This is a genomic window from Pseudomonas gingeri, from assembly GCF_013386115.1.
Lineage (GTDB): Bacteria > Pseudomonadota > Gammaproteobacteria > Pseudomonadales > Pseudomonadaceae > Aquipseudomonas > Aquipseudomonas gingeri.
Window position 1 is genome coordinate 479,027 of record NZ_JACAOR010000007.1, and the last position, 17,108, is coordinate 496,134.

The window sequence follows — 17,108 nt, forward strand, 5'->3', positions numbered from 1 at the left end:
CGGGGCCTTATACTCTCGCGCCTGTTTTACTCTTGAGGCCCCTTGTCATGTCCAACGTCGTTGCCGATCACCTGGTCCTGCTCGACCACCTGCGCAGTATTCTGGTTGCCGTCGGTGAAGCCGAACAGGTCCCCGAAGAAAGCCATGCGCTGTTCCTGGAACGTTTCGACGAACTGCGGGCGCAACTGCCGGTCGAGCCCATCGAAAGCCAGTACCTGGGCCAGGACCTGCTGTGCCAGGTCATCCAGCGTTATCCACAGATCGCCCATCTGGTCCCGCGCGACCTGCTGTGGTTCTTTGGCGGCGATTGCCTGCACTACATGCCGGACGAAGAGCTGGAGCTGTACCAGGCGCTGGAAGAACGTCGCTACGAAGCCGAACAGAACGACGAACCGTTCGACTGGAACCAGGAAAAGCAGCTGCTGGCCCTGTCCAACCAGGACAGCAAGCACTGATGCCGAGCATCACCCGCCCCCTGTGGGAGCGGGCTTGCCCGCGAAGAACGATAACGCGCATCACCCGAAAGACCTCGGAACGCCCTTCGGGGGCAAGCCCCCTCCCACCGGTTCTTCCGCGCAGCAGTGTCCAGGCCCCGCCCCTCAAGGCCTAAGGCGACATTGATCCCTGCGCCGATTTCAACGTCGGCTCCCGCGCCAGGCACTCCACCAGATAGTCGATGAACACCCGCAACTTCGGTGACAGATAGGGCGTTGGCGTATACAGCAGCCACAGGCCGCCGTGATACGAAGCCAGGAACGTCCACGCCGGCAGCACCTGCACGATCAGACCCTGCTCCAGCGCATGCCGCGCGGTGAAATACGGCAGGCTGCCAATGCCGATATGCTGCAGCACCGCATCCAGTCGCACGCCGGTGTGATTGGCCGCATAACGCCCGCGCACCCCGACCGTGACCGACTTGCCGCCCCGGCGGAATTTCCAGCGGGCATCGTTGGGCGTATCCCCCAGATAGATGCAACTGTGTTCCAGCAGGTCATGGGGGTGCTGCGGCGTGCCATGCTCGGCGAGGTACTGCGGGGTCGCGCAGAGCAAATGCTCGATGGGCATCAACTGGCGCCCCACCAGGCCGACCGGCGGGTGATCGGTGATACGCAGGATCAGGTCGACATTGTCCTCGATCAGATCCACCGGCCGGTCTTCGAGAATCATCTGCACATCCACCTGTGGATAACGTCGCAGGAATTCCGGCATGTGCGGATGCACGACGAAGCGCCCCACCGCTTTGGGCACACTCACTCGCACCAGCCCCTGGGCCTCCTGGGTGTACTGGCCACTGATCTCCATCACCGAACGGGCGGCGCTGACCATGTCGCGACAACGCTTGAAGGTCTCCTCGCCGCTGTCGCTCAGGCGTAACTTGCGCGTGGTGCGCTGCAACAGGCGGGTCGCCAGGGCCTTTTCCAGACGGGAAATCGAGCGGCTGACGGCGGACGGTGAAGAGCCCAACTGACGGGCCGCCTCGGAAAAGCTGCCGGTCTCGACCACCTTGACGAAGATCGCCATTTCGCCGAGCAGTGCAAGGGGAGGATTTATGCTCATGACGCACAGGTCCATTGAGATTTGATCGGATTATCACACGCCCCGGCCATTTTTATACTGGTCGCCGACAAACCTGATCACCTCCCCTTCTGCCCAGGAACCGCTCATGTATTCCCAGTACCTCCACGAATTCATCGCCCTGGCGACCATCCACTTTCTCGCCGTGGTCGCTCCCGGCCCGGACTTCGCCGTCACCATCCGCCAGAGCGTGCGGTTCGGCAGGATGGTCGGCCTGTTCACGGCCGTCGGTATTGGTGCGGGTATTTCCGTGCATGTGCTGTACACCCTGCTCGGCGTCGGCGCACTGATGAACAGCGCGCCCTGGTTGCTGAACGTCGCCAAGGTCATCGGTGCCGGCTACATCCTTTACCTGGGCATCAACCTGCTCAGGAGCAAGCCGCAGGCTGCGCGGCCGGACATCGCCGCGCAACAAGCGGACAACGCGCCCCGGCAAGGTTTGCTCAAGGCCTTCTCGACCGGCTTCCTGACCAACGCCACCAATCCCAAGGCCACGCTGTTCTTCCTGGCGATCTTCACCACGGTGGTCAGCGCCTCGACGCCGTTGAAGATCCAGGCGCTGTATGGCCTGTGGATGTGCAGCATCAATGCGCTGTGGTTCATCCTGGTCAGCCTGCTGTTTTCCAGCGAACGGGTACGCCAGGCGTTCCTGAAGATGGGGCACTGGTTCGAGCGCAGCATGGGTGTGGTGCTGATTCTGTTTGCCGGGCGGTTGATGCTTTCTTTATAGTCCAAGGATGTTTCTGTCTGCTTGATCAGATATTTCTCACCAACAGTCTGCAAAGGAATGCCTCCCGCAATGAATTTCGCCCTCAAACACCTGGCCACCACCACATTGATGCTGGCCAGTCTTTCGGCCTTCACCGTCCACGCAGAAGCCAACATCACCCCGCAACAGAGCGCGGCCATCCTCAAGACCTTCAGTGACAGCTCGGTCACGGATTTCCGTCAGTTCCTGGGAAGCCTGGGCAAGAGCGACCTGGCCAAGGCCGGCAACCTCGGCCCGGCCATCAGCGCCTTTCTCGACAACAAGAACCTGTCCGCCGACCAGCAGAACGAGATCTACCGTCTGCTCGGCATCTACGCCCGGGTGAAGTACGGCAGCGTCGCCATGGAAACCCTGCGTGAACTGGTGGAAATCCCGACCTTCAACGTCGACGGCGTTGCCCAGCACGACAACCCCGAGTTCATCAAGATCGCCGACAAGATCAAGGGCCTTGCCCAATCCTTCAACCTGAACTTTCGCAACATCGACAACCGCGTCTACGAGATCTCCCTTGAAGGCACTGGCGATGAAGTCGTCGGTATTCACGCCCATGCCGACGTGGTGCCGGTAACCCCGGAAAACTGGGTACTGAAGGACGGCACCAGACTCGATCCGTTCAAGGTCACCCTGATCGGCGACCGCATGTATGGCCGCGGGACCGAGGATGACAAGAACGGTATCGTCGTCGCGCTCTACGCCATGAAGATCATCAAGGAAGAAAAACTGCCGCTGGCGCGCAATTTCAAGCTGCTGGTGGACACCACCGAGGAAACCAGCGGTGACGCCATCCCCTATTACTTCGAACACAACCCGACGCCCACCTACAACCTGGCGCTGGACGGCGGCTACCCGGTGGTGATTGCCGAGAAAGGCTATGGCACTGTGATGGCCAGCTTTGGCCGGCGTGAGGCCCAGGGCAAGGGCGCGGAAATCACCGCGATGACCGGCGGCATGGCGACCAACCAGATCCCGTCGACTTCCGTCGCCACCCTGGTGACCGACAAGCCCGCCGAACTGGTCGCCAGCCTGCAGAAAGCCGGCGCGGAGTATGCCAAGCGCCATGGCGGTAACTTCGAAGTGAGCGCCAAGGTCGTCGGCAAGGATGTCGCGCTGACGGTCACCGGCGTGTCCGCCCACTCCTCCGAGCCCGAGTCGGGAGTCAACCCGGTGGCGAGGATGCTGGACTTCATCCATGGCATCGACGGCAAGATCGCGCTCAAGCACAACCACATCACCGACGCCGCCCGCTATGCCGCCGACAACTGGGGCCTGGACTACCTGGGCAAAAAGTTGGGCGTGGGCTTCTCCGACGACTTCATGGGACCGCTGACCGCTTCGCTGACCTATGTCGGCCTGGATGACAAGGTCTTCAAGCTCGCGGTCAACCTGCGGGTACCGAAGGGCAAGACCCCGGAAGTGCTCAAGCGTGAAATCGCCGACAAACTGGCCGCCTGGAGCAAGAAGAGCCACGTGGCAGTGGCCTTCGACTACAAGATCGCCGAACCGATGTACCGCAATCCCGAGGGTGAATGGGTCAAGGCCCTGCTGGCCGTGGCCAGCGAAAACCTGGGCATGGCCCACAAGTTCGGCACTTCCGCCGGCGCCACCTCGGTCCATGAACTGCCCAACGGCGTACAGTTCGGCCTGGCTCGCCCCGAGGTCAAGTACACCGGCCACACCGACAATGAGTTCAAGACCGTGGAGCAGTTCCTGCTGGACCTGCAGATCGTTACCGAAATGATGGGACGGATCGGGCAGTTGCCCAAGCTCTAAATCTGTTCAGGGCCCGCCGTCGCGGCGGGTCCACCGTCTCGATCCGCCATGAAATCAACCGGCAGTTGACAAAATCACGCACAAACAAAAACGCCGCTCATCACTAAGCGGCGTTTTCATTGAATTTGGAGCGGGAAACGAGACTCGAACTCGCGACCCCGACCTTGGCAAGGTCGTGCTCTACCAACTGAGCTATTCCCGCAAATGGCGTCCCCTAGGGGACTCGAACCCCTGTTACCGCCGTGAAAGGGCGGTGTCCTAGGCCACTAGACGAAGGGGACACGCTACCCGGAACACATGGTGTGTGTTTCGGTGTCCAGCATCATGTCCGAAGACGTGACCCTGGTTTCACTCAGCCCCGCCCGAAGGCAAGACCGTTTAAAATTGGAGCGGGAAACGAGACTCGAACTCGCGACCCCGACCTTGGCAAGGTCGTGCTCTACCAACTGAGCTATTCCCGCATTGGCGTCCCCTAGGGGACTCGAACCCCTGTTACCGCCGTGAAAGGGCGGTGTCCTAGGCCACTAGACGAAGGGGACACACTACAACATTCACTCCCTGCCGCGTTTCGCTGTGTGCTTTACGCTGCAAGTGGCGCGCATTCTATGGATGGATCGAAGGGTCGTCAACCCCCAACTATAAATTTATTTAAATCAATGACTTCGCCCCGCTTTACGGCCCTTTCGGGGCTTTCGCCGCGTCCGACGATTGGCGCCTATATTCTGGCACTCGACAAGACGCTATAGTCCACCTGCGCAAATAGTGGCAATGTGCGTCTATCTATAGAGAAGCGCTCTGGCACCGTGCTACACGTCGTTCAACGCTATCAGCGACAACGCCAAGCCACTACACTCGCTCGCATTCCACCTTGAAGAGGTCTTAACGGTGACACCACTCATGATCGCCCTGCTGGTTGCAGCCGGGATCTTTCTCTTGATCGCCATTGGCTTCCTCAACCACATGGCCGAGAACAAAAAGCTGGAAAGGGCTCGCCTCAAGGTTGAACTCAATGATCGCCTGCGCCGTTGCGGCGAAATCACCGAGACCTTTCCCGGCCAGTACATGAGCCCCGCGCTCAAGTTGCTGTTGACCCGCCTGGAACTCAACGTCCATCAACGCTTGCTGAACATGAGCAAGACCGACGCCGTGCTCAAGTCGCGCATCGCCGAACTCAACGGCCTGGTCAACCAGGGCGAATCGATTCCGGTCAACAATCCGCCCAGCCCGATCCAGACCGAAGCCAAGGCCAAGGACGTGCGTTTCCTGCTCGAAGCCCTGCACGGCCAGATCACCCGCGCGGCCCAGGATGGTTTCCTGCAACCCACCGAAGCCAAGCACTGGATCCGCGAAGTGCGGCACATCCTGGTCCTGCTGCATATCGAGTTCTTCAACAACCTCGGCCAGCATGCCTTGCAACAGAACCAGCCGGGGCAGGCACGCCTGGCATTCGAGCGCGGCGTGCAATACCTGCGCAAGCAACCGGAGCCGGCGGTCTATACCGAACAGCTGCTGTTCCTGGAAAAACTCCTGGCGCGCGCCAACGCCATGGTCCTGGCCACCACCCAGCCGGCCGAAGATGACGTCAACGAACTGACCCAGGGCCTCAAGGATGTGGAAGCCGACGCCGACTGGAAGAAGAAGGCGATCTACGACTGATTGGCAGCGGGCATGCCCATGCCGGCGCCCACATAATTGCAGGGCACAACGAAAAACGGACACGCCATGGCGTGTCCGTTTTTCGTTGTGCCTCGGGAAAGTCGCCTGGACGGCGCCCTGCCCGAACGACATCAGGCTACCGGATTGATCGGCTTTTCCGGGTACCAGACGTCCAGCAGCGGGCTGACTTCGGCCGAGGTCAGTTCGCTGCGAGCCTTGAGCCAGGCTTCAACGGCAGCGCGCTGCTCTTCGGAAACCGAGCCACGCTTGATCAGGCAGACCAGACCGTAGTCGTCACCGCCGACATAACCCAGGCCATTGGCTTCCATTGCTTCTTTCAGGAAAGCCTCGAGGAAAGCGTCGATAGCCTCTTCACTCAGGTCTTCTTTGAAATCCAGGTTCAGCTCGAAACCCAACTCCTGAAATTCATCAACGCACAGTTTTTTGCGCAGACGCTGGGAACGGTTAGTCGCCATGAAACAATCCTCAAAAGTAATAACGGGCGGCACTTTAGCAGTTTAAGGCTGCAATTGCCCGAGTCTCTGGGCACAGCTGGTCGATCGACCGGAAAAAATTGGCGCACCACTCCACCGGCAAGGCCCCAGTGACGCCTGCTTGGGGCATAATGCCGACACTTTCATGACCATTGAGGGATTTTTGTCGATATGCCCTCGTATTTTCCCCCTCGGCTGTAGGGTCCTATTTTATATGATCAAATCTTTGCGCCCTTTCGTACTCGCCAGTCTTCTTTTCCCCCTGGCACTGCCCGTCTCCGCCGCTCCGGTCAACACCACCCTCTCTCCCAAGGTCCAACAGGCGATCAAGGCCAGCAAGCTGCAGAACGATGCCCTGTCGCTGGTCATGCTGCCGCTCAACGGTCCGGGCACCCCGACGATGTTCAATGCCGATGTGTCGGTGAATCCGGCCTCGACCATGAAGCTCATCACCACCTTCGCCGCCCTGGAAATGCTCGGGCCGAATCACCAGTGGAAGACCGAGTTCTACACCGACGGCACCCTGAGCAACGGCATCCTGCAGGGCAACCTGTACCTCAAGGGCGGCGGCGACCCCAAGCTGAACATGGAAAAACTCTGGCTGCTGATGCGCGACCTGCGGGCCAATGGCGTGACCCAGGTGACCGGCGACCTGGTGCTCGATCGCAGCTTCTTCGTGCAACCGCAGTTGCCGGAGTTCAATGACGACGGCAATGACGAGAACAAGCCGTTCCTGGTCAAGCCCGATGCGCTGCTGGTCAACCTCAAGGCCCTGCGTTTTGTCGCCCGCAACGACTCAGGCAAAGTGATGGTCTCGGTCGAGCCGCCCATCGCCAATATCCGCATCGACAACCAGATCAAGGTGGTCAATGCCAAGCAATGCGCCGGCGACGTGCGCTACAACCCGGTGACCCAGGCCGACGGTACGACCCTGGTCACGGTCAGTGGCCAACTGGCCGAGGGCTGCAGCTCCCAGACCTATCTTTCGCTGCTCGACCATCCGACCTACACCGCCGGTGCCGTACGCGCCATCTGGCAGGAACTGGGCGGCAGCATCCATGGCAAGGACCGCCAGGACGTGGTGCCCAAGGGCGCCAAGCTCCTGGCCCGGGCGTTCTCGCCGGACCTGACGGAAATCATCCGCGACATCAACAAGTACAGTAACAACACCATGGCCCAGCAGCTGTTCCTCAGCCTGGGGGCCAAGTTCCGCAATGACGCCGACGGCGACGATGCCAAGGCCGCGCAACGGGTCGTGCGCCAGTGGCTGGCACAGAAAGGCATCACCGCACCGCACCTGGTGATGGAGAACGGTTCCGGCCTGTCCCGCGCCGAACGGGTCAGCGCCCGGGAAATGGCGACCATGCTGCAGGCGGCCTGGAAGAGCCCCTACGCCGCCGAGTACATCAGTTCAATGCCGATCACCGGCATGGACGGCACCATGCGCAAGCGCCTGAAACATACGGCGATGTCGGGTGAGGCGCATATCAAGACCGGTACGTTGAACACCGTGCGGGCGATCGCCGGTTTCAGTCGCGACAGCAACGGTACGACCTGGGCGGTGGTGGCGATCCTCAACGATCCGAAGCCATGGGGCGCCTCGTCGGTGCTCGACCAGGTGTTGCTGGACCTGTACCGCCAGCCGCGGCCGGCCGATTCGGACGAGTAGGCCTGGCAGGATTCGATGAGCGTTCCCACGCTCTGCGTGGGAATGCATGTGGGAGCGGGCTTGCCCGCGAAGCTGTTGAGCGGCGGAGCGCAGGAACGATCAGCTCGACCCGCCTCAGTCGAGCTCCGCCATCACCCGGTCCCGGCCCTTCTGCTTGGCCGAGTAGACGCCCGAATCCGCCCGCAGCAATAACGCATCCGCGCCTTCATCGGCGCGCCAGCTGGCAATGCCGAAGCTGGCCGTGACCCGCCCGACCCCGTCGAACGGCATATTGCGCAGCCCATGCCACAGCTCCAGCGCCAGGTTGCAGGCCTGTTCGGCGTCGGTATCGGGGCACAGGACCATGAATTCCTCGCCGCCCAGCCGACAGAAGACGTCGGTGCGGCGCAGGCGATGACTGACCCGCACACACAACTCCTTGAGCACCCGGTCCCCTTCGGCATGACCGTAGCGGTCGTTGATGCACTTGAAGTGATCGATATCGAGCATGATCACCGCCAGGCTGCCCGGCCCGCGCTGGGCCCGCGCCAGTTCGGTCTTGAGCCGCTCCTGGAAGTAACGCCGGTTGTAGATGCCGGTCAGCGAGTCGGTGACCGACAGGGCCCGCAGTTCCTCCTCGACCCGCTTGAGATCGGAGATATCCGAAAGATAACCGTGCCAGAGGATCTCGCCGCCGGGCAGGCGCTCCGGCGTGGCCTCGCCGCGCAACCAGCGCAGGCCGCGCACCGGCAGTATCACGCGGAACTCTTCACGCCAGGGACTGAGCCGCTCGGCCGAGACCTGGATCGAGGCCCGCAGCGGCCCCAGGTCGTCCGGATGAACCCGGTCGAATGCCGGCTCGGCGCTCTCCTGCAAGCGTTGGGTATCGACTTCGAAAATACCTCCCGTACCGGCACTGGCGTAGACGAAGTGCGCACCGCCATCGAGGTTGAGCTTGTACTGATAGATGCCGCCGGGAACGTTCGCCCCCAGTTTTTCCAGCAGGCGATCGCGCACCTGCAACTGCGAGGTGCGCTGTTCCACCAGCTTGAGGGCTCGCTGGCGCTGGCTGACGAGGTTGTACAGCAAGGCACTGAGCAGCACGCTGAGCAGGGCGCCGAGCACGGCCAGGCTGGCCTCCGAGGAATGGTTGGCCTGGATGAAGGCATCGCTGGGGCGGATATCCACCTGATAGTCATGATCGGCCAGGCGCAACAGGCGAATCGCGGCCAGTGAGTTTTCAACCGGCAGATTGAGGGACTGATACAACACCTCATGCTCGCCTTCCGTCGACAGATCGAGGATGCGCACCGAGAGGTTGTCGTGGTTCTGTTCCGGCAGGCCGTCGGCCACCAGCTGGCGCATGCTGATCACCGCCATCACGTAGCCATAGGGTGGCGGCCGGGGTTGCCCGGCACTCGCCAGTGGGGCGACCGGCGCCACCAGCAGCACGCCCCGGGCGTAGGCCGGCTCGACCCCCACCAGGTTCAACGGTTGCGAGATCGCCAGGGCGCCCGAAGCACGGGCCCGCTCAAGGGTCGAGCGGCGCAAGGGTTGCGCCAGCAGGTCGTAACCCAGGGGCGACCCCAGGGCACTCTGCGTCGCGCTGTACAACACCGGTACATATTCGTCACGCACTGCTGCCCGTTGCAGGTGACCTTCGGCGTCGAGCTCACGAATGGAAAAGCCGCTGGCGCCCTGGGCCCGGGCCTGCTGCTCGAATCGCTCGCGCTCGCTGCCCTTGACCCGTGGCGCCCAGGCATAGGCCTGGGTGCGCAGCAGCAACGGCCTGGCGTAACCCGAGAATTCCTGGGGAGTCACCGAATCGGAGTTGACGAAAAACCGCCGCAGACTGTCGAGCCGCTGCGCCTGGTCTTCGAAGCGCTCCTCGATACGGCTGAAGCGTTCACTGGCCAACAGTTCGAAACGCTGCTGCAACTGACGCTGGTTGAGGTCACGTGTCGCCACGGACAGCAGCAGCGTGAGCAACCCGCCTGCCACCAGGACCAGTACCGCAACCAGCCACGCAGAAACATCCTCACTGATAAAGCCAAGAATCTTGGGGCGTACGGCATGCGACGACATAGGCGACAACTCATCACGCCGGCGTGTTTTGCATCACATTGGCTTTGACTGAGTTATAGCCATTCGCTAGTAGATTAGCCAGTCCCAAAAGCCCCGGAGCCTATAAAAATCAAGACTCTGGGGCTTTGTCACGGCTTAGCGCGCGGTGATCTTCCAGGCACGATGGATCTTGCTGTTGCGGGCGAAGTCCGGATCCAGGGTCTGGGTGGTGATTTCCTCGACGGCATAACGCGCCACCAGGTTGTCCTCCAGCTGGAACTTGCGGAAGTTGTTGGAGAAGTACAGCACGCCGCCGGGCGCCAGGCGCGCCATGGCCAGGTCGAGCAGTTGCACATGGTCACGCTGGACGTCGAACACGCCTTCCATGCGCTTGGAGTTGGAGAAGGTCGGCGGGTCGATGAAGATCAGGTCGAACTCATCGCGATTGCCTTCCAGCCAGGTCATCACATCGCCCTGCTCCAGGCGGTTCTTGTCGGAGAAACCGTTCAGCGACAGGTTGCGCCGGGCCCAGTCGAGGTAGGTCTTGGACAGGTCGACACTGGTGGTCGTGCGCGCCCCGCCCTTGGCCGCATGCACACTGGCGGTCGCGGTGTAGCAATACAGGTTGAGGAAACGCTTGCCGGCGGCCTCCTTCTGGATCCGCATGCGCATCGGCCGGTGGTCGAGGAACAGCCCGGTATCGAGGTAGTCGGTCAGGTTGACCAGCAGTTGCACCCCGCCTTCGCTGACTTCGGTGAACTTGCCCTGGGCACTCTGGCGTTCGTACTGCTTGGTCCCGCTCTGGCGCTCGCGGCGCTTGATGATCACCCGGCTCTTGTCGACGTTCAGCGCCTGGGGAATCGCGGCCAGCGCATCGAACAGGCGGGCCTGGGCCTTTTCCGGGTCGATGGACTTGGGCGCGGCATATTCCTGGACGTGTACCCAGTCGTGGTAGAGGTCGATGGCCAAGGAGTACTCCGGCATGTCGGCGTCATAGACCCGGTAGCAATCCACACCTTCGCGCTTGGCCCACTTGCCCAGTTGCTTGAGGTTTTTCTGCAGGCGGTTGGCGAACATCTGCCCACCTTCGCTCAGGCGTGCCTGCTCGACCACCGGTGCCGGTACTGGCGCGGGCTTGATCGGGTTGCCGTTCTTGTTGAACTTCGGCGCTTCGGCGGCGATCTGCGCCTGCTCTTCGGCCTGGGCCCGCTCGACCTGGCGTTGCTCCGGAGTACGTCGCTCGCCGGTGACGAACTGATCCGGGACCACCTTGATCAGCAGCAGCTTGCACGGCAGCGCGCCGTTCCAGAACGAGTACTGCTTGTGGCTGCGAATGCCCATGCGCTTGCCCAGGTCCGGGGCACCGGTGAACACCGCCGCCTCCCAGTTCAGGCAGGCCTGGCGCAGGCGCTCGCCGAGGTTCTGGTAGAGGTAGAGCAGGCTCGCCTCGTCGCCCAGGCGCTCGCCGTAGGGTGGGTTGCAGATCACCAGGCCTTTCTGGTTCTGGTCCGGGCGCGGTTCGAAAGTGCCGACCTCACCCTGGTAGATCTTGATCCAGTCGCTCAGGCCGGCACGCTCGACGTTGTTGCGGCCCGGCTGGATCAGACGCGGATCGGCTTCATAACCGCGAATCCACAGCGGCGGCCTGGCCAGGCCGGCTTCGGCGCGGGCCGTGGCTTCTTCATGGAGTTTTTTCCACAGGGCCGGCACGTGGCCGAGCCAGGCATCGAAGCCCCAGTGGATGCGATTGAGGTTGGGGGCGATATCGGCGGCAATCATCGCCGCTTCCACCAGGAAGGTGCCCACGCCGCACATCGGGTCGGCCAGGGCACCGCCTTCGGCGGCGATGCGCGGCCAGCCGGAACGGATCAGGATCGCTGCCGCGAGGTTTTCCTTCAGCGGTGCCGCGCCCTGCTGCAGGCGATAGCCACGCTGGTGCAGGCTGTGGCCGGACAGGTCGAGGGAAAGAATCGCCTCACCACGGTCCAGGCGCAGGTGAATGCGCAGGTCAGGACTGATCTTGTCGATGGACGGACGTTCGCCCGACGGGGTGCGCAGCTTGTCGACGATGGCGTCCTTGACCTTCAGGGCGCCGAAGTGGGTGTTGTCGATGCCCGAGCCATGACCGCTGAATTCGACGGCCAGGGTGCCGTCGGCGACCATATGGTCCTGCCAGTCGATATCCAGCACACCGTGGTAGAGGTCCTCGGCGTCCTTCATCGGGAAACGCTTGAGCACCAGCAGTACCCGGTTGGCCAGGCGCGACCAGAGACACAGCCGATAAGCAGTCTCCATGTCGGCCACGCCGCGAATGGCCGAGGTGTGCTCGCGCGCCTCCTCAAGGCCAAGCCCGACGGCTTCCTCCAGAAGCAGGCCTTCGAGGCCTTTGGGACAAGTGAGGAAGAGTTCGTAACGATCCGACATGGGAATTCCAGGGCCTTGAGCAGTCAATGAACGGGCGACGCATCGCCCGCTCGGTTTCGATCGAGCACTTTTCTTGAAGAGTGCCCGTGTGGCGCACCATTGCGCCGTTCCATCCCGGCAGATGCTTTTGCCCCCTGAAATCGGGGGACAAAAGAACTTGGACGCCGGGACAGTTCATTCTTTCCGTAACAAAAAGTCACATCGTGACCCTTCGTCGAATAATACCTGAGTACGAAGGGTCAGTATTTTCAACAGAGAATTAAACGCATCATTCATGCAAGGGCTGATGATAGCTGGATTTTCTCCGGATAACCGAGCAAACGACCGAGCTATCTTATGGCCTTAACACCCATATCGTTACGTCCTTATGACAAAACGATCATTCACACGCCCCTGCGCATTGGTTAGAACTCAACACAGGTTGACGTCGCAATGGCGTCAACATCCCCGCTCGCGAAGCTATTCGCGGTGCGGAGCTCGCCACGCCGGCAGCGAGCGCTTGCAGATGCATTCTGCCCGGCCTCGACAAGAGGTCGACGGGACATATAACAGTCAACCAGTGAGGGCAACACCCTATGAGAAGACTTAAGCGTGATCCGTTGGAAAGAGCATTTTTACGCGGATATCAATACGGCGTTCATGGCAAATCCCGTGAGCTTTGCCCCTTTACTCTACCGTCGGTACGCCAAGCCTGGATCAACGGCTGGCGAGAAGGACGTGGCGACAACTGGGACGGTATGACCGGCACTGCGGGAATCCACAGACTCAACGAACTTCACGCTGTCGGCTGATCAGGGCACATTCCGACACCACAATCTGAGCATCACCGAGACAGCAACGACTTAACCACGCACGCCCCATCCGGGCGGCGGGCTTCGGCCCAGGGGCTCCCCAGAGGAGCCCTTTTTAATGCGCCGCCTTTAATGGGTTCAGCGGCGCAAAGCGGCGATGGCATCCACCGACTGGCGAATCAGTGCCGGCCCCTTGTAGATAAAGCCCGAATACAACTGCACCAGGCTCGCGCCGGCCGCGATCTTCTCGGCCGCATGTTCGCCCTCGGTGATCCCGCCCGCGGCGATGATCGGCAAACGTCCGGCCAGTTCGGCCGCCAGGACCTTGACCGTGTGGGTGCTCTTCTCGCGTACCGGCGCGCCGGACAGGCCGCCGGCTTCATCGCCATGGGCAAGACCTTCGACACCGACACGGCTGAGGGTGGTATTGGTGGCGATCACCGCATCCATGCCCGACTCCACCAGCGCCTGGGCCACCAGCACGGTTTCTTCATCGGTCATGTCCGGGGCGATCTTGATCGCCAGAGGCACGCGCTTGCCATGCTGCCCGGCCAGTTCCGCCTGACGCTGGCTCAGGGCTTCGAGCAACTGCTTGAGCGAGTCGCCGAACTGCAGGCTGCGCAGGCCCGGGGTGTTCGGCGAGCTGACGTTGACCGTGACATAGCTGGCGTGGGCGTAGACCTTGTCCAGGCAGATCAGGTAGTCGTCAACGGCACGCTCCACCGGGGTATCGAAGTTCTTGCCGATATTGATCCCGAGGATGCCGTCGTAGCGAGCGGCGCGAACCCGGGAAATCAGGTTATCCACACCCAGGTTGTTGAAGCCCATGCGATTGATGATCGCCTCGGCCTCGGGCAGGCGGAAGATCCGCGGCTTCGGGTTGCCCGGCTGTGGCCGTGGCGTCACCGTGCCGATCTCGACAAAGCCGAAGCCCAGCTGGGAAAAACCGTCGATGGCCGCGCCATTCTTGTCCAGGCCCGCGGCCAGCCCCACCGGGTTGGGAAACTCCAGCCCCATGACGGTCACCGGGTTCGACGCCGGCGTCTTGCACAACAGGCCGTTGAGCCCCAGGCGGCCGCCCGCACCGATCAGGTCCAGGGACAAATCGTGGGAGGTTTCCGGGGAAAGTTTGAACAACAGCTGGCGGGCCAGGTTATACATGGGCGGGCTTGACTCGGATGGCGGCGAATTGAAGGGGCGATTATAGCCGGGCAGTCACCTGACAAGCGAGTTTACCAATCGGCCTTTTCCCGACTGTCCTCGTCCATCACCGGGTTGAAGATTTCCTGCAGGTACTGGCTGATGAACATACTGGTGCCGAACAGCCGTGCCATGACCCCGCGCAGTTCCCTGTCCTGCTCGGAGCCTTCCAGCCCCTCATCCTTGAGCCGCGACAAGGCCTGGCCGACGACCTTCATCTGCGCGCCGACGGTACGGTAGTCCCGTGGCCCGTCGTCACTGCTGCGATAGGTGCCGATAAACCGCAGGAGTTCTTTTTCGCCCGCCCCGAACAGCGCCGCCAGGCGCTGATAAAAAGCTTCGAACCCGGGATCGGCCGACTGTACAGCGTCATCCGGCCGGGCCAGGTGCCGCTCCAGGGCGCGCGCCGGGAGATCTTCCGGCGCCGAAGTGGCAGCGACTGCCGTTGGCCTTTCAATGTACATCCTCGACTCCTTGCGCCGGACCGTCGCCGGCCTCGACAAACCTGGATACCAGTTGCACCAGGGCCTGCCGCGCCTGCTGGTCGAGCTGGCGTACGCCATCGGGCAAGCCCGCCAATTGATTCAGCACCCGCGGGGCCAGTTGTTCCCGGGCCGACTCCAGGTCGAACTCGAAGAGCTGGTCGGCCAGCCGGACGACATAACGCTCCTGTGCCGCGAATTCGAACTTGACCGAGGACACCCCCAGGCGCCCCAGGTGCTCGCGCAGAGCGCCGGCCCGATCGCGGCAGCGCGCCGGCAGGAGGATCTGCAAGGTCAGCTGCGCGGTATCGGCCTGGCCTGCCAACCAATGTTCGAGCATCTCCTCGAACCAGCGCGCATCATCCAGTAGATGCCCGAGCAGTTGCCTCACCGCGGCGGCCATCTGCCCATGCAACTGACCGGCCAGGCGCTGGGACTCGCACACCCCCCGGGCCAGGTCGACCGCCGCCTGGATCATGCCCTCGGAATACCCCTCGGCAAACGCCGAGGCCTGGATCGCCTCGACCTGCGCCTGGGCCTGGTCGATCAACTGCCGCGCCCGGCGTTGCGCCTCTCGCTCCAATGCCCGGCAGCGACGGGCGCTCGCCAGTTCCTGGCGAGTGATATGCACCGCATCGCTGCCCGGCAGCGGCAACTCATCAATCCTGCGGATGGCGTCGAGCATGCTGTACCGCCAGGAAAAACAGCGCCGGGTCAGGCGAAAAGACAGGCAGGCAGGCCAGGCCATCGACCACCGCCTCGGGGAACTGTAACAGCAGCCGTTCGCGCAGGGCCGTGGGCAGGGCGCCCTCGAACGCCAGCAACTGCGCCAGGCCGACGCTGTCCACCTGTTGCAGCACGGGACTTTCGGGCCGCCATTCCACGACCAGTCGGGGCCCGATGGCACACCGCGCGAAGTCCCGCACGCTGGCGGACAACAAGCCCATGCGCGCGCCTCGCGCCAGCTCCGGCCACAAGCGCTGGGCCCCGATCAGCCGGGCGATATGCGGTAAACGCCGCCACTCCCGTACCCACAGCGCCGCGAGCGGGGACGACAGCGAACAGGAGGCTGGCCGCTCCAGGTCCTCCAGCAGCATGCGATTGAGCACCTCTCGCACCGTCGTGCCTGCAAGCGCCTCCGGCAGGGTCAGGCGCCGGGCATGCAGGTAGTCCAGCGGCTGCCAGAGAATCTGTCGCAGAGACTCTTCCGGGACACTCATGCCCGCCTGCCTGTCGCACGCATCTGATAGAACCAGCCGGCGGCGGCCAACAGTCCCACGAGCAGTACCAGGCCACCGACCGGAAGCCACCAGGCAGTGGTATCCGGCTCGATCGGCAGCGGCGCCGCATGCTGGGTGGGAGAACGCCGGGTGAGGATCACCGAGATGTTTTCGTACTCGACCGCCGTGAAACTGTTCTTCAGGAAGCGCTTGATATCGTTGACCAGCAGTCCCGGCTCGACATCGCGCTCATGCACGGCCAGCGCGGCCAGATGCACGGCCGGCGCCTTGCGCCCGCCCTCCCCGGCATCCACGTCATAGCTGACATGCACCCGTGCCGAGACGACGCCTTCCAGCACCCCCAGGGTCTGCTCCAGGCGCTGCTCCAGCGCCGAATAGAGCCGGGCCTTTTCCGCCCGGGGCGAGGCGACCAGGGAGTCGGCGGGAAACATCTGGGCCACTTCCAGGCGCGGTTTCGACGGCAACGCATAGAGATTCAGCAGGTCCACCGCCGCCGGGAAATCCACCCGCGCCACCTTGACGCTGTAGCCGGCCTTGCCGTTGTCCTGTTTTGCCGCACCGATATTGTTGCGCTGCAGCACCGACACCACTTCGTTGGCCTGCTGCTGGTCAAGCCCGTCGAGCAGCGTCGGTTGCCGACATCCCGCCAGGGCGAGGCACAGGAAGATAAGCCAGAGGCCCGGCTTCATGATGAACGCAGCAGGGTTTCTGCCGTGCCCACGGCCTTGCGCACCAGGGTGTTGAGCAGGTTGATATCGACGTTGTACTGCCCGAGCTGTTCCTGCAGCACCGCCAGCTTCTCGGGGTGGGTGATGTCCGGGCTGTCCAGCAAGCGCCGCACGCCATCGACCTGCCGGGCCGAGTCCACGGCGGAACCGGCAAAGGCCTCGATCAGGCGGGCTTCCAGCGACACCGCCGCGCCTTCGCCGGGGCTGCGCAACTCGACCATCGCCACCTGGTCGAGCAGGCTGACAGGACTGCTTTGATAGGGCAT

At 62.5% G+C, this 17,108-nt stretch carries 16 protein-coding genes and 4 tRNA genes; 6 read left to right on the forward strand and 14 right to left on the reverse strand.

Annotation, left to right across the window (positions count from 1 at the left end; genetic code table 11):
• Positions 1 to 47 precede the first annotated feature (47 nt).
• Entirely contained in the window at positions 48 to 455 is a 408-nt protein-coding gene (locus tag HX881_RS14570) for a PA2817 family protein (protein WP_017126375.1), read from the forward strand.
• A gap of 151 nt (positions 456 to 606) precedes the next feature.
• On the opposite strand, the gene HX881_RS14575 is transcribed toward HX881_RS14570, so the two are convergent.
• Positions 607 to 1,557, reverse strand: coding sequence for a LysR family transcriptional regulator (locus tag HX881_RS14575; protein ID WP_042936180.1), 951 nt, complete (start codon positions 1,555 to 1,557; stop codon positions 607 to 609).
• 106 nt (positions 1,558 to 1,663) lie between these two features.
• Between HX881_RS14575 and HX881_RS14580 the strand changes: the two genes are divergently transcribed.
• Both HX881_RS14580 and HX881_RS14585 read left to right on the forward strand, forming a co-directional pair.
• Positions 1,664 to 2,305 (forward strand): LysE family translocator, encoded by a 642-nt coding sequence (locus HX881_RS14580; protein ID WP_017128095.1) that lies wholly within the window; start codon positions 1,664 to 1,666, stop codon positions 2,303 to 2,305.
• Positions 2,306 to 2,374: 69 nt separating this feature from the next.
• The gene (locus HX881_RS14585) at positions 2,375 to 4,114 is read left to right on the forward strand and encodes a dipeptidase (protein ID WP_177085164.1); all 1,740 of its coding nucleotides are present in this window, start codon (positions 2,375 to 2,377) and stop codon (positions 4,112 to 4,114) included.
• Positions 4,115 to 4,240: 126 nt separating this feature from the next.
• Here the strand turns inward: HX881_RS14585 and HX881_RS14590 are convergent.
• The 4 genes from HX881_RS14590 to HX881_RS14605 all read right to left on the reverse strand — a co-directional run bounded on the left by HX881_RS14590 (position 4,241) and on the right by HX881_RS14605 (position 4,653).
• Positions 4,241 to 4,316 (reverse strand) — tRNA-Gly (locus HX881_RS14590).
• A gap of 3 nt (positions 4,317 to 4,319) precedes the next feature.
• Positions 4,320 to 4,395: transfer RNA gene (locus HX881_RS14595), tRNA-Glu, on the reverse strand.
• A 104-nt stretch (positions 4,396 to 4,499) separates the two neighbouring features.
• Positions 4,500 to 4,575, reverse strand: a tRNA-Gly gene (locus tag HX881_RS14600).
• 2 nt (positions 4,576 to 4,577) lie between these two features.
• Positions 4,578 to 4,653, reverse strand: a tRNA-Glu gene (locus tag HX881_RS14605).
• Positions 4,654 to 5,011: 358 nt separating this feature from the next.
• Between HX881_RS14605 and HX881_RS14610 the strand changes: the two genes are divergently transcribed.
• A complete protein-coding gene (locus HX881_RS14610; protein WP_017128091.1) occupies positions 5,012 to 5,770 on the forward strand; it encodes a hypothetical protein in 759 nt (252 codons plus the stop codon).
• A gap of 131 nt (positions 5,771 to 5,901) precedes the next feature.
• Here HX881_RS14610 and HX881_RS14615 read toward each other — a convergent pair whose 3' ends face one another.
• A complete protein-coding gene (locus tag HX881_RS14615) occupies positions 5,902 to 6,246 on the reverse strand; it encodes a YggL family protein (protein ID WP_017128090.1) in 345 nt (114 codons plus the stop codon).
• A 232-nt stretch (positions 6,247 to 6,478) separates the two neighbouring features.
• Here HX881_RS14615 and dacB point away from each other — a divergent pair, with 232 nt between their 5' ends.
• Positions 6,479 to 7,933 carry a D-alanyl-D-alanine carboxypeptidase/D-alanyl-D-alanine endopeptidase gene (dacB, locus tag HX881_RS14620; RefSeq protein ID WP_042936178.1) on the forward strand — a complete coding sequence of 485 codons (1,455 nt, stop codon included), beginning with the start codon at positions 6,479 to 6,481 and terminating at the stop codon, positions 7,931 to 7,933.
• A gap of 114 nt (positions 7,934 to 8,047) precedes the next feature.
• On the opposite strand, the gene HX881_RS14625 is transcribed toward dacB, so the two are convergent.
• A complete protein-coding gene (locus HX881_RS14625) occupies positions 8,048 to 9,997 on the reverse strand; it encodes a sensor domain-containing diguanylate cyclase (RefSeq protein WP_177085166.1) in 1,950 nt (649 codons plus the stop codon).
• Between the two features lie 135 nt (positions 9,998 to 10,132).
• Positions 10,133 to 12,400: a bifunctional 23S rRNA (guanine(2069)-N(7))-methyltransferase RlmK/23S rRNA (guanine(2445)-N(2))-methyltransferase RlmL gene (rlmKL, locus tag HX881_RS14630; protein ID WP_103032955.1), complete on the reverse strand. Its 2,268-nt coding sequence runs from the start codon at positions 12,398 to 12,400 to the stop codon at positions 10,133 to 10,135.
• Positions 12,401 to 12,975: 575 nt separating this feature from the next.
• Here rlmKL and rmf point away from each other — a divergent pair.
• On the forward strand, positions 12,976 to 13,191 hold the full coding sequence (gene rmf, locus HX881_RS14635) for a ribosome modulation factor (RefSeq protein WP_002553055.1): 216 nt from the start codon (positions 12,976 to 12,978) through the stop codon (positions 13,189 to 13,191).
• A gap of 138 nt (positions 13,192 to 13,329) precedes the next feature.
• Here the strand turns inward: rmf and HX881_RS14640 are convergent, their stop codons facing one another.
• The 6 genes from HX881_RS14640 to sctI all read right to left on the reverse strand — a co-directional run bounded on the left by HX881_RS14640 (position 13,330) and on the right by sctI (position 17,108).
• Positions 13,330 to 14,352 carry a quinone-dependent dihydroorotate dehydrogenase gene (locus HX881_RS14640; RefSeq protein ID WP_017128087.1) on the reverse strand — a complete coding sequence of 341 codons (1,023 nt, stop codon included), beginning with the start codon at positions 14,350 to 14,352 and terminating at the stop codon, positions 13,330 to 13,332.
• A 71-nt stretch (positions 14,353 to 14,423) separates the two neighbouring features.
• Positions 14,424 to 14,855, reverse strand: a complete 432-nt coding sequence (locus HX881_RS14645; protein ID WP_177085168.1) for a hypothetical protein — start codon at positions 14,853 to 14,855, stop codon at positions 14,424 to 14,426.
• The gene (locus tag HX881_RS14650; RefSeq protein ID WP_177085170.1) at positions 14,845 to 15,558 is read right to left on the reverse strand and encodes an invasion protein OrgB; all 714 of its coding nucleotides are present in this window, start codon (positions 15,556 to 15,558) and stop codon (positions 14,845 to 14,847) included. Before HX881_RS14650 ends, HX881_RS14645 begins: the two co-directional genes overlap by 11 nt.
• Positions 15,533 to 16,093, reverse strand: a complete 561-nt coding sequence (locus HX881_RS14655; RefSeq protein ID WP_177085172.1) for a protein OrgA — start codon at positions 16,091 to 16,093, stop codon at positions 15,533 to 15,535. Before HX881_RS14655 ends, HX881_RS14650 begins: the two co-directional genes overlap by 26 nt.
• Positions 16,090 to 16,803, reverse strand: coding sequence for an EscJ/YscJ/HrcJ family type III secretion inner membrane ring protein (locus HX881_RS14660; protein WP_177085174.1), 714 nt, complete (start codon positions 16,801 to 16,803; stop codon positions 16,090 to 16,092). The genes HX881_RS14655 and HX881_RS14660 overlap by 4 nt, the downstream gene beginning before the upstream one ends.
• Positions 16,800 to 17,108, reverse strand: a complete 309-nt coding sequence (gene sctI / locus HX881_RS14665) for a type III secretion system inner rod subunit SctI (protein ID WP_177085176.1) — start codon at positions 17,106 to 17,108, stop codon at positions 16,800 to 16,802. The genes HX881_RS14660 and sctI overlap by 4 nt, the downstream gene beginning before the upstream one ends.